Source organism: Phytobacter sp. V69 (assembly GCF_965644215.1).
Classification (GTDB): Bacteria; Pseudomonadota; Gammaproteobacteria; order Enterobacterales; family Enterobacteriaceae; genus Phytobacter.
Genome location: NZ_CBFFRL010000151.1, coordinates 1 through 12,153, shown reverse-complemented (window position 1 = coordinate 12,153; position 12,153 = coordinate 1). Strand labels below are relative to the sequence as shown.

The 12,153-nt window shown below is 53.8% G+C and carries 10 protein-coding genes; 2 read left to right on the top strand and 8 right to left on the bottom strand.

What is annotated here, in order from left to right; translation table 11 throughout:
* Window positions 1-352 precede the first annotated feature (352 nt).
* The 8 genes from sucD to sdhC form a co-directional block, all read right to left on the bottom strand.
* Window positions 353-1,222: a succinate--CoA ligase subunit alpha gene (gene sucD, locus ACSZPU_RS18585; protein WP_499001766.1), complete on the bottom strand. Its 870-nt coding sequence runs from the start codon at window positions 1,220-1,222 to the stop codon at window positions 353-355.
* The gene (gene sucC, locus ACSZPU_RS18580) at window positions 1,222-2,388 is read right to left on the bottom strand and encodes an ADP-forming succinate--CoA ligase subunit beta (protein ID WP_499001763.1); all 1,167 of its coding nucleotides are present in this window, start codon (window positions 2,386-2,388) and stop codon (window positions 1,222-1,224) included. The genes sucD and sucC overlap by 1 nt, the downstream gene beginning before the upstream one ends.
* A 117-nt stretch (window positions 2,389-2,505) precedes the next feature.
* Complete coding sequence (gene odhB / locus ACSZPU_RS18575; RefSeq protein WP_499001760.1) at window positions 2,506-3,732, bottom strand: 2-oxoglutarate dehydrogenase complex dihydrolipoyllysine-residue succinyltransferase; 1,227 nt, start codon at window positions 3,730-3,732, stop codon at window positions 2,506-2,508.
* Between the two features lie 14 nt (window positions 3,733-3,746).
* Complete coding sequence (gene sucA, locus ACSZPU_RS18570; RefSeq protein ID WP_499001757.1) at window positions 3,747-6,554, bottom strand: 2-oxoglutarate dehydrogenase E1 component; 2,808 nt, start codon at window positions 6,552-6,554, stop codon at window positions 3,747-3,749.
* A gap of 358 nt (window positions 6,555-6,912) precedes the next feature.
* Window positions 6,913-7,629, bottom strand: a complete 717-nt coding sequence (gene sdhB, locus ACSZPU_RS18565) for a succinate dehydrogenase iron-sulfur subunit SdhB (RefSeq protein ID WP_041852080.1) — start codon at window positions 7,627-7,629, stop codon at window positions 6,913-6,915.
* A 15-nt stretch (window positions 7,630-7,644) separates the two neighbouring features.
* Window positions 7,645-9,411 (bottom strand): succinate dehydrogenase flavoprotein subunit, encoded by a 1,767-nt coding sequence (gene sdhA, locus ACSZPU_RS18560; RefSeq protein ID WP_499001754.1) that lies wholly within the window; start codon window positions 9,409-9,411, stop codon window positions 7,645-7,647.
* Window positions 9,411-9,758, bottom strand: a complete 348-nt coding sequence (gene sdhD, locus ACSZPU_RS18555; protein ID WP_499001752.1) for a succinate dehydrogenase membrane anchor subunit — start codon at window positions 9,756-9,758, stop codon at window positions 9,411-9,413. Before sdhD ends, sdhA begins: the two co-directional genes overlap by 1 nt.
* Entirely contained in the window at window positions 9,752-10,156 is a 405-nt protein-coding gene (gene sdhC / locus ACSZPU_RS18550; RefSeq protein ID WP_499001747.1) for a succinate dehydrogenase cytochrome b556 subunit, read from the bottom strand. Before sdhC ends, sdhD begins: the two co-directional genes overlap by 7 nt.
* 274 nt (window positions 10,157-10,430) lie before the next feature.
* On the opposite strand from sdhC, the gene ACSZPU_RS18545 reads away from it, so the two are divergent.
* Window positions 10,431-10,583, top strand: coding sequence for a hypothetical protein (locus ACSZPU_RS18545; protein WP_499001745.1), 153 nt, complete (start codon window positions 10,431-10,433; stop codon window positions 10,581-10,583).
* Between the two features lie 211 nt (window positions 10,584-10,794).
* Window positions 10,795-12,081: a citrate synthase gene (locus tag ACSZPU_RS18540; RefSeq protein WP_047371242.1), complete on the top strand. Its 1,287-nt coding sequence runs from the start codon at window positions 10,795-10,797 to the stop codon at window positions 12,079-12,081.
* Window positions 12,082-12,153: the final 72 nt, after the last annotated feature.

The window sequence follows — 12,153 nt, the reverse complement described above, 5'->3', positions numbered from 1 at the left end:
ATCGGTAGTTAACCCTTCCTCCTACACTCTCCACAATCATGTCCGAGCGTTGCACTTATTATCTGAATTCGCGCTGAAATAATTTTTTTCTTCACAAAATTCCCTTTAAATAATTCACATCATATATTATTGCGCGTCAACGCATGAATAAAGACCGGTTCGTATGATGAATTATCGTATGAAAAAAAACAAATTTATTAACCTGTTATCGCCGCGAAATCCTTTCACTTTGTACAGACAATTTCAAAATTGAATAATCACGGTACATAGGGTAACGCAAAAAAAAGGCCATCATAAGACGGCCAACCATGTCGAACGTATTACTGCCCCTTTTCATAAGGGGCATTGAGTCTTATTTGATAATCGCTTTCAGCGCTTCGCCGATATCGGCCAGGCTGCGAACGGTTTTCACGCCAGCCGCTTCCAGAGCTGCGAATTTCTCATCCGCCGTCCCTTTACCGCCTGCGATGATCGCGCCCGCGTGACCCATACGCTTGCCTTTCGGCGCGGTCACACCGGCGATGTAGCCGACAACCGGTTTGGTCACGTGATCTTTGATGTAAGCAGCCGCTTCTTCTTCCGCGCTACCGCCGATTTCACCAATCATCACGATCGCTTCGGTCTGCGGATCTTCCTGGAACAGTTTCAGGATGTCGATGAAGTTAGAGCCCGGGATCGGGTCACCGCCGATGCCCACACAGGTGGACTGGCCGAAACCGTAGTCGGTGGTCTGCTTAACCGCTTCATAGGTCAGGGTACCGGAACGGGAGACGATGCCCACTTTGCCTGGCTGGTGGATGTGGCCCGGCATGATGCCGATTTTGCTCTGACCCGGAGTGATAACGCCTGGGCAGTTCGGGCCAATCATGCGCACGCCAGCTTCATCCAGCTTCACCTTCACGGTCAACATATCCAACGTTGGGATACCTTCGGTGATGGTGATGATCAGCTTGATGCCTGCGTCGATCGCTTCCAGGATGGAGTCTTTACAGAACGGCGCCGGAACGTAGATAACGGTGGCGGTTGCGCCCGTTGCTTCTACCGCTTCACGCACGGTGTTGAACACCGGCAGGCCCAGATGCGTGGTGCCGCCTTTGCCTGGCGTTACGCCGCCAACCATCTGCGTACCGTAAGCAATCGCTTGTTCGGAGTGGAACGTCCCCTGGCTTCCGGTGAAGCCCTGGCAGATAACTTTGGTGTTTTTATCAATTAAAACGGACATTATTTCCCCTCCACTGCGGCAACAACCTGCTGCGCTGCATCTGTCAGACTTTTCGCTGCGATAATATTCAGGCCGCTGTCGGCCAGGCGCTTAGCACCCAGTTCCGCGTTGTTACCTTCCAGACGAACAACAACCGGTACGTTAACACCCACTTCTTCCACCGCGCCAATGATGCCGTCGGCAATCAGGTCGCAGCGAACGATACCGCCGAAGATGTTAACCAGAACGGCTTTTACGTTCTCGTCGGACAGAATGATTTTGAACGCTTCGGTTACGCGCTCTTTGGTTGCGCCGCCGCCAACGTCGAGGAAGTTAGCCGGTTCGCCACCGTGCAGTTTAACGATGTCCATGGTACCCATCGCCAGGCCTGCGCCGTTGACCATACAACCGATGTTGCCTTCCAGCGCAACGTAGTTCAGTTCCCAGTGTGCAGCCTGCGCTTCGCGCGGGTCTTCCTGAGACTGGTCGCGCATTTCGCGCAGCTCGGACTGGCGGAACAATGCGTTACCGTCAGCGCCCAGTTTGCCGTCGAGGCAGATCAGGTCGCCCTGCTTAGTGATAACCAGCGGGTTGATTTCGATCAGCGCCAGGTCGCGCTCAAGGAAAATGGTCGCCAGGCCCATAAAGATTTTGGTGAACTGCTGAACCTGCTTACCTTCCAGGCCCAGTTTGAACGCCAGTTCGCGCCCCTGGTACGGCATCGGGCCGGCCAGCGGATCAAGGGCAACTTTGTGGATCAGGTGCGGGGTTTCTTCCGCCACTTTTTCGATTTCCACGCCACCTTCGGTAGACGCCATGAACACCACGCGACGGGAGCTACGGTCAACAACAGCGCCCAGATACAGCTCTTTGCCGATGTCAGTCGCTGCTTCAACCAGAATCTGGTTTACCGGCTGACCGTTGGCGTCTGTTTGGTAGGTCACCAGACGTTTGCCGAGCCAGTTTTCCGCGAACGCGCGAATATCTTCTTTGCTGTTAACAACTTTTACGCCACCCGCTTTACCACGACCGCCTGCGTGTACCTGGCACTTCACGACCCACGGGCCAGCACCGATTTTGGATGCCGCTTCTTCCGCTTCACGCGGCGTCGAGCACGCATAGCCTACAGGAGCAGGCAAACCGTAACGGGCAAAAAGCTGTTTTGCCTGATATTCATGTAAGTTCATGTGTTCTATCCATCCTTCATTAAACTTGTTACGCCGGACGGCGCAGAGCCTATCCGGCCTACAATGCAGGTGTTCATTTTTTTAGCCCGGCAAACTTACGCCGCCGGGCAAAGGACACTACACGTCCAGCAGCAGACGCGTCGGATCTTCCAGCAGCTCTTTAATCGCCACCAGGAAGCCAACGGATTCACGTCCGTCAATCAGGCGGTGATCGTAAGAGAGCGCCAGATACATCATGGGCAGGATCTCAACTTTGCCATCAACGGCCATCGGGCGGTCTTTAATGGCATGCATACCCAGAATTGCGCTCTGCGGCGGGTTGATGATTGGCGTAGACATCAGGGAGCCAAACACACCGCCGTTTGTGATGGTGAAGTTACCACCGGTCAGATCTTCCACGGTCAGCTTGCCGTCACGACCTTTCAACGCCAGCTCTTTAATGTGTTTTTCAATGTCGGCCATGCCGAGCGCATCCATGTCACGCAGAACCGGGGTAACCAGACCGCGCGGCGTAGAAACCGCCATGCTGACATCGAAATAGTTGTGGTACACCACGTCGTCGCCGTCGATAGAGGCGTTCACTTCCGGGTAGCGTTTCAGCGCTTCAACGACCGCTTTCACGTAGAAGGACATAAAGCCCAGACGGATACCGTGACGTTTTTCGAACGCGTCACAGTACTGCTTACGCAGATCCATAATCGGCTTCATGTTCACTTCGTTAAACGTGGTGAGCATGGCGGTGGAGTTTTTCGCTTCCAGCAGACGCTCGGCCACACGCTTACGCAGGCGAGTCATTGGAACGCGTTTCTCAGAGCGACCCGCCAGCTGCGGTGCAGCAGGCGCGGCAGCCGGTGCTGCAGGTTTGCTCTCTTCTTTCTTCGCCGGGGCTTTCGCCAGATGTTTATCAATATCTTCGCGAGTCAGACGACCACCCACACCGGTGCCTTTAATGGCGCTGACTTCGAGGTTGTGTTCAGCCAGCAGGCGACGGATTGCCGGGCTGAGCGCATCGTTGCTTTGCTCTTCGAGAGACGCCTGCTGACGCTGAGCCGGAGTCGACTTTTTCGCTTCAGATTTCGCGCTGCTCTCTTTACCCGCGCTGTTACCTTCGCGCAGGCGGCCCAGAATCTGGCGGGACGTTACGGTCGTGCCTTCATCTTCCAGCACTGCGTCCAAGATGCCGTCCGCCGATGCCGGTACTTCCAGTACCACTTTGTCAGTTTCGATTTCTACCAACACTTCATCGCGTTGGACGGTATCGCCCGGTTTTTTGTGCCAGGTCGCAACAGTCGCATCTGCAACGGACTCAGGCAGGTCGGGTACAAGAATATCTACGCTACTCATTATTTATCCTTTAATTAATCGACGTTCAGCGCGTCATTGACCAGAGCTTGTTGTTGTTTCTGGTGAACGGACAGATATCCTACCGCTGGCGAAGCGGAGGCCGGACGGCCTGCATATTGCAAGGCAGCCCCAAACGGAATCACTTCTCGCAGATGATGCTGGCTGCAGTACCATGCGCCCTGGTTAAGCGGCTCTTCCTGGCACCAGACAAAATCCTGTACATGAGCATAGGCTTTAAGCGCTTCCTGCACCGACTGGTGTGGGAACGGATACAACTGCTCAATCCTGACAATGGCGACGTCTTTCTGGTCGTTCTTACGACGCTGTTCAAGCAGGTCGTAATAAACCTTACCAGAACACAGAACAACGCGCTTAACGCCTTTAGGATCAAGGTCATCGATCTCGCCAATCGCCGGCATAAAGGTGCCGTTCGCCAGCTCATCGAGGGTGGACACCGCCTGCGGATGACGCAGCAGGGATTTCGGTGACATCACGATCAGCGGACGACGCATACCGCGCAGCGCCTGACGACGCAGCATGTGGTAAACCTGTGCCGGGGTGGACGGGACGCACACCTGCATGTTTTGTTCAGCACACAACTGCAGGTAACGTTCCAGACGCGCGGAGGAGTGCTCCGGACCCTGGCCTTCGTAGCCGTGCGGCAGCAGCATCACCAGACCGCACATACGGCCCCATTTCTGCTCGCCGGAGCTGATGAACTGGTCGATAACTACCTGTGCACCGTTGGCGAAGTCGCCGAACTGCGCTTCCCAGATAGTCAGAGTGCGCGGTTCTGCCGTGGCATAACCGTATTCAAACGCCAGTACCGCTTCTTCGGACAGGACGGAATCCCAGACTTTGAATGGACCCTGGGCATTGTGAACATGGTGCAGCGGCGTATAGGTAGAACCGTTCGCCTGGTTGTGGATCACTGCGTGACGATGGAAGAAGGTGCCGCGACCGGAATCTTCACCGGACAGGCGCACGGAGATGCCTTCATCAACCAGCGTGGCATACGCCAGGTTTTCCGCGCCGCCCCAGTCGAACAGCTTCTCGCCTGCGGCCATGGCCTGACGATCGCCGTAAATCTTGGCAACACGCGCCTGCATTTCAATGGCGTCCGGCACCGTACTGATGCGTTTTGCCAGTTCCTGCACGCGTTTCATCTCGACTTTGTTCGGATAGCTTTCGTCCCATTCATGGTTCAGGTACGGCGACCAGGTGAAAGAGTGCATGTTCATCGGACGCCACTCCTGCACCACGCATTCGCCGGCATCCAGCGCATCGCGGTACAGATTGACCAGCTCGGTGGCATCTTCCAGCGTCGCCACGCCGTCGTGTTCCAGCATGTCAGCATAGATTTTACGCGGCGTCGGGTGTTTCTTGATTTTGTGGTACATCAGCGGCTGAGTTGCACTCGGCTCGTCGGCTTCGTTATGGCCGTGACGGCGGTAGCAGACCAGGTCGATGAACACATCGCGTTTAAAGGTGTTACGGAAGTCCAGCGCCAGGCGAGTAACAAAGGCTACCGCTTCCGGGTCATCCGCGTTCACGTGGAAAATCGGCGCCATCACCATTTTACCGATGTCGGTACAGTACGGCGTGGAGCGGGCATCCAGCGGGTTAGAGGTGGTGAAACCGACCTGGTTGTTGATGACGATGCGAACGGTACCGCCCACTTCGTAACCACGCGCTTTGGACATGTTCAGGGTTTCCTGAACCACGCCCTGACCGGCAACAGCAGCGTCGCCGTGAATGGTGATCGGCAGTACTTTGTTGCTGCTCGGCTCATCCAGCCTGTCCAGACGGGCGCGCACAGACCCCATCACCACCGGGCTCACGATTTCCAGGTGCGACGGGTTAAATGCCAGCGCCAGGTGCACCAGACCTCCTTCAGTTTCCATATCGGACGAGAAACCCATGTGGTATTTCACGTCACCGGTACCGAGGTGTTCTTTATGCTTACCGGCAAATTCATCAAACAGGTCCTGTGGTTTTTTACCCAGGACGTTAATCAGTACGTTCAGACGACCACGGTGCGCCATACCCAGCACCACTTCGCGCGTGCCGCTCTTACCGGCATGGCGGATCATCTCTTTGAGCATCGGCACTAGCGCATCGCCGCCTTCCAGTGAGAAGCGTTTCGCGCCAGGGAATTTCGCGCCAAGATAGCGCTCCATCCCTTCTGCAGCCGTCAGTTCGCTGAGGAAGCGTTTTTTCTCATCCACCGAGAAGGTGGCTTTACCGACAACGGATTCGATACGCTGCTGGATCCAGCGTTTCTCTTCGGTGCTGGTGATGTGCATGTATTCCGCACCGATAGAGCCGCAGTAGGTCTGTTTCAGCGCAGCAATCAGATCGCCAAGCTGCATTGTGTCTTTGCCGATGGCAAAAGAACCTACGTTGAACGTCTCCTGAAAATCTGCATCGGTCAGGTCATGGAATGACGGATCGAGGTCTGCAACGCGCTCTTGCTGCCACAGTCCCAGCGGATCGAGATTAGCCTGCTGGTGACCGCGGAAACGGTAGGCGTTAATGAGCTGCAGGACTTTAACCTGCTTCGCGTTGGTGTCAGGGTCAGAAATGGAGGAAGAGTAACGTGAGGCATCCTTCGCCAGACGACGGAAATAATCACGTGTTTTGGAATGGAATTGATCCGGTTTCGCTCCGGTGCCCGGTAGCTCTTCAAACATGGCACGCCAGTTCGAATCAACCGAGTCAGGATCGGTTAAGAAGTCTTCATAGAGCTGTTCTATCCAGCTCTGGTTCGAGCCAGAGAGGTAAGAAGAGTCCAGCCAGGCTTTCAAAGCGCTGTTCTGCATCGTGATCCCTTAAGCATTAGTATGCTTACTTCGCCGTGGATAACTACAACGCGCGCGGCAGGGCGCACACGTCCCGGGGTTCACTTGCGAGCTCTTCTCTTTGTTGGCCCGCGAAGGAACCTTTAAAAACTGCCTAATCTTCATCGTTTGGGCTGCGACGGTGTTGGCTGCCTTCACTCACTCCGGTCACATAGTTCACTATGCTCCCATCAATTCGCTCAGTTGCCGCCTTGTCTCGCCACAAACGCTTCGATTATTTCAACTGCGTACAGCGGTTTTTAAAGGTTTCCTGCTTCATTTTCCCTCTCCCTAAGGGAGAGGGTCAGGGTGAGGGGAAACAGCGCTCCCCCCACGTTTACTACGCACTACGTTGCAACAACATCGACTTAATATGGCCGATGGCGCGCGTCGGGTTCAGCCCCTTCGGACATACACTGACGCAGTTCATAATGCTATGGCAGCGGAATACGCTGAAAGCATCACTCAGGCCTTCCAGACGGTTATCGGTCTCGGTGTCACGGCTGTCGATCAGGAAGCGATACGCCGCCAGCAGACCGGCCGGGCCGATAAACTTGTCCGGATTCCACCAGAACGACGGACAGGACGTGGAGCAGCATGCACAAAGAATACATTCGTACAGCCCATCGAGTTTTTCACGCTGCTCAGGCATCTGCAGATGCTCACGAGCGGGTGGATTTTGCCCATTATTCAATAAGTAAGGCTTAATCTTCTCATATTGGGCATAGAATTGCCCCATGTCCACAACCAAATCACGGATTACCGGCAGCCCCGGCAGCGGGCGAATAACAATCTTCTGCTTACCGTTACCCAGCGCCGACAGCGGCGTAATGCATGCCAGACCGTTCTTACCGTTCATGTTCAGACCGTCGGAACCGCACACCCCTTCACGACAGGAGCGACGGAAAGAGAGGCTCGGGTCTTTTTCTTTCAGCTGCATTAAGGCATCCAGCAGCATCATGTCACGACCTTCTTCCCCTTCCAGCGTGTAATCCTGCATGCGCGGAGCGTCGTCAACATCCGGGTTATAGCGATAAATCGAAAACTCGAATTTCATTTTCCTGTCTCCGCATTAGTAAGTACGAATCTTCGGCGGGAATGCCGGACGCAGTTTCGGTTCCATATTGACGCTACGGCGCGTCATGGATTCCGTCTCTGGCAGATACAGGGAATGGCACAGCCAGTTTTCATCATCCCTATCCGGGAAGTCGAAGCGGCTATGCGCGCCACGGCTCTCGGTACGGAAGTTGGCAGATACCGCCGTCGCGTACGCGGTTTCCATCAGGTTATCCAGCTCCAGACACTCAACACGCTGAGTGTTGAATTCACTGGAGGTGTCATCCAGACGGGCGTTTTTCAGGCGTTCGCGAATCACTTTCAGTTGTTCCAGACCTTTCGCCATCGCGTCGCCTTCACGGAATACCGAGAAGTTGTGCTGCATACATTCCTGCAGCGCTTTACGAATGGTTACCGGATCTTCACCATCGCGGTTGTTGTTCCAGCGGTTGAGGCGTTCCAGAGAAGCATCAACATCTTCTTCTGTTGCATCACGCAGTTCGCCCTGTTCGGCGATAGATTCCTGCAGATGCAGACCCGCCGCGCGACCAAAGACCACCAGGTCGAGCAGGGAGTTGCCGCCCAGACGGTTGGCACCGTGCACCGATACGCAGGCGATTTCGCCCACCGCAAACAGGCCCGGAATCACCACATCTTCGCCCTGCGCGTTGACCGTCAGCGCCTGACCGGTCACTTTCGTCGGGATCCCGCCCATCATGTAGTGGCAGGTTGGGATCACCGGGATCGGCTCTTTCACTGGATCGACGTGCGCAAAGGTACGGGACAGTTCCAGAATGCCAGGCAAACGCGACTCCAGCACCTCTTTACCGAGGTGATCGAGTTTCAGTTTGGCGTGCGGGCCCCACGGACCATCACAGCCACGACCTTCGCGGATTTCGATCATGATGGAACGTGCCACCACATCACGACCCGCCAGGTCTTTCGCGTTCGGCGCATAGCGCTCCATGAAACGCTCACCATGTTTATTTAACAGATAGCCACCTTCACCACGGCAGCCTTCGGTGACCAGAACTCCTGCCCCAGCGATACCGGTTGGGTGGAACTGCCACATTTCCATATCCTGCACCGGTACACCGGCACGCAGCGCCATCCCGACACCGTCGCCGGTATTGATGTGTGCGTTAGTGGTGGACTGGTAAATACGACCGGCACCACCGGTTGCCAGTACGGTTGCGCGGGCTTTGAAATAGACCACTTCGCCCGTTTCAATGCACAGAGCAGTACAACCGACCACAGCGCCATCCTGGTTTTTCACCAGATCCAGCGCGTACCACTCGGAAAAAATAGTAGTGTGGTTTTTAAGGTTTTGCTGATAAAGCGTGTGCAACAGTGCGTGACCGGTACGGTCAGCCGCTGCTGCGGTACGTGCCGCCTGCTCGCCGCCGAAGTTTTTCGACTGGCCGCCAAACGGACGCTGATAGATTTTGCCATCATCCAGACGGGAGAACGGCAGGCCCATATGTTCCAGTTCCAGAATCGCTTCCGGACCGGTTTTACACATATATTCGATGGCATCCTGGTCGCCGATGTAATCGGAACCTTTTACCGTGTCGTACATGTGCCATTCCCAGTTATCTTCGTGGGTATTGCCCAGCGCTACCGTGATGCCGCCCTGAGCGGATACGGTGTGAGAACGGGTTGGAAAGACTTTGGAAAGCAGCGCACAGGTCTGGCCACTTTGGGAAATTTGTAACGCCGCGCGCATACCTGCGCCGCCTGCGCCAATAACGACAGCATCAAATTCTCTGACTGGCAATTTCATCACACACCCCACACCACAACGAATCCATAAATAACGTAAGCCGCGAGTGCAACGACGATAGCCAGTTGCAGAATCAGGCGAATAGCCAGCGGTTTAACGTAGTCGGTCAACACCTGCCACATGCCAATCCAGGCATGGATCAAAATGGAGAACAGTGCCAGCAGGGTGAAGACTTTGGTGAAAGCAGATGAGAAGAAGCCCGTCCAGACTTGCCAGGTTATATCGCCAGTAATGGCGAAGAAGCCAACCATATAGATGATATAGAGCGTCAGTACGATGGCGGTAGCACGGACCAGAATATAGTCATGTACGCCGTTGCGTCCTAATGCGGAGGCGTTGCTTACCATACGAGGACTCCTGCGAGAAGTGAAAGCACGACAGTAATTGCAAATGACACGTTGGCGGAACGTTTTCCTGCCTCAAAAGTTTCTTCCAGCCAGCCAAAATCCATCAGCATGTGGCGAATACCGCCCACCGCGTGATAGGCCAGCGCAGTCAGAATGCCCCACAGAATAAATTTAACAAAAAAACCATTCATAATTGCGGAGGCAGTCTGGAAACCTTCTTGGGATGACAGCGACAGGCCCAGTAACCACAGCAGAATACCGACCGCCACAAAAGTGATGACGCCGGAAACGCGGTGGAGAATGGACGCTATAGCCGTTACAGGAAACCGGATCGTTGTGAGATCCAGATTAACAGGTCTTTGTTTTTTCACATTTTTTATCATGAATAACGCCCACATGCTGTTCTTATAGTTTCCTTCCTCCGGTCTGCTTGCGGGTCAGACAGCGTCCTTTTCTATAACTGCGCGTAATGCAAAAAATTTGCTTCCAGATGCGAAACGACAGGTTACAACGCTGGGTGGCTCGGGATTGCAGGGTATTCCGGAGACCTGGCGGCAGTATAGGTCGTTCACAAAATCATTACAATTAACCTACATATAGTTTGTCGGGTTTTATGCTGAACAGTGATCATGGTCACGATAACAACATTATTTTAAAATTTAATCATCTGATTTGACAAAACTTAAACATTCTTGTTACAAACCTCATCAAAAGAGAGATATAATTCGCAAAAGTTATGGGGTCTATCTTTCACCTGCAAATAAGTTATGCAAGAGTGTGATTAAGTTGACCGAATTAATCAGGACAGTTATTAGTGGTATATAGATTTGAAAATATCCGACTGCTAAGAACCTGATTTGTTGCTGTTTTTACTGTACTTTCAATGTGTACCTGCTAGCGCCCATCGCTCTGTACCCTGGTTTTTCCTCTCATCAGAGCAGCGAGCCAAATAATAATCTGGTAGCGTTAAAAGGCAGTTTGAATGCAAATCCGGTAACAGGTAGTCTTAAGCAATAAGGCGCTAAGGAGACCGTAAATGGCTGATAAAAAAGCAAACATCACCTACAATGGTGACGCTGCTATTGAACTGGATGTGCTAAAAGGCACGCTCGGTCAGGATGTTATTGATATCCGTAGTCTCGGTTCAAAAGGTGTGTTCACTTTTGACCCAGGTTTCACCTCTACCGCATCATGCGAATCCAAAATCACCTTCATCGATGGCGACGAAGGTATCCTGTTGCATCGTGGTTTCCCGATCGACCAGTTGGCCACCGATTCCAACTATCTGGAAGTGTGCTATATCCTGCTGTACGGCGAAAAACCGACGCAAGAACAGTACGATGAGTTCAAACTCACCGTTACTCGTCACACAATGATTCACGAGCAGATTACCCGTCTGTTCCATGGCTTCCGTCGTGACTCCCACCCGATGGCGGTTCTGTGTGGCGTCACTGGCGCGCTGGCGGCGTTCTACCATGACTCTCTGGACGTGAACAATCCGCGTCACCGTGAGATCGCGGCTTTCCGTCTGCTGTCTAAAATGCCTACTGTGGCGGCGATGTGTTACAAGTATTCAATCGGCCAGCCTTTTGTTTATCCGCGCAACGACCTCTCCTACGCGGGTAACTTCCTGAACATGATGTTCTCCACGCCGTGTGAAAAATATGAAGTGAACCCGGTGCTGGAACGTGCAATGGACCGTATCCTGATCCTGCACGCTGACCATGAGCAGAACGCATCCACCTCCACCGTCCGTACCGCAGGCTCCTCCGGTGCAAACCCGTTTGCGTGTATCGCGGCGGGCATTGCCTCCCTGTGGGGACCGGCGCACGGCGGCGCGAACGAAGCGGCGCTCAAAATGCTGGAAGAAATCAGCACCGTTAAACACATTCCGGAATTCCTGCGTCGCGCCAAAGACAAGAACGATTCGTTCCGTCTGATGGGCTTCGGTCACCGTGTCTACAAGAACTATGACCCGCGCGCGACCGTCATGCGTGAAACCTGCCACGAAGTTCTGCGTGAGCTGGGCACCAAAGACGATCTGCTGGAAGTGGCAATGGAGCTTGAGCATATCGCGCTCAACGACCCGTACTTCATCGAGCGTAAGCTGTACCCGAACGTGGACTTCTACTCCGGTATCATCCTCAAAGCGATGGGCATTCCGTCTTCCATGTTTACCGTTATCTTCGCGATGGCGCGTACCGTGGGCTGGATTGCACACTGGAACGAAATGCACGACGACGGCATCAAAATTGCCCGTCCGCGTCAGCTGTACACCGGTTATGAAAAACGCGATTTCAAAACCGATCTCGAAAAACACTAGATAGTGTCGTCACGAGGATAAAAATCATTGATAATAGGGCCTTCTAATCAGAAGGCCCTATTATCATGACTA

What these genes read in the sequence shown, in the direction of transcription:
- sucD (WP_499001766.1), bottom strand. Translation starts at nt 1,222, where the DNA reads ATGTCCGTTTTAATTGATAAAAACACCAAAGTTATCTGCCAGGGCTTC.
- sucC (WP_499001763.1), bottom strand. Translation starts at nt 2,388, where the DNA reads ATGAACTTACATGAATATCAGGCAAAACAGCTTTTTGCCCGTTACGGT.
- odhB (WP_499001760.1), bottom strand. Translation starts at nt 3,732, where the DNA reads ATGAGTAGCGTAGATATTCTTGTACCCGACCTGCCTGAGTCCGTTGCA.
- sucA (WP_499001757.1), bottom strand. Translation starts at nt 6,554, where the DNA reads ATGCAGAACAGCGCTTTGAAAGCCTGGCTGGACTCTTCTTACCTCTCT.
- sdhB (WP_041852080.1), bottom strand. Translation starts at nt 7,629, where the DNA reads ATGAAATTCGAGTTTTCGATTTATCGCTATAACCCGGATGTTGACGAC.
- sdhA (WP_499001754.1), bottom strand. Translation starts at nt 9,411, where the DNA reads ATGAAATTGCCAGTCAGAGAATTTGATGCTGTCGTTATTGGCGCAGGC.
- sdhD (WP_499001752.1), bottom strand. Translation starts at nt 9,758, where the DNA reads ATGGTAAGCAACGCCTCCGCATTAGGACGCAACGGCGTACATGACTAT.
- sdhC (WP_499001747.1), bottom strand. Translation starts at nt 10,156, where the DNA reads ATGTGGGCGTTATTCATGATAAAAAATGTGAAAAAACAAAGACCTGTT.
- ACSZPU_RS18540 (WP_047371242.1), top strand. Translation starts at nt 10,795, where the DNA reads ATGGCTGATAAAAAAGCAAACATCACCTACAATGGTGACGCTGCTATT.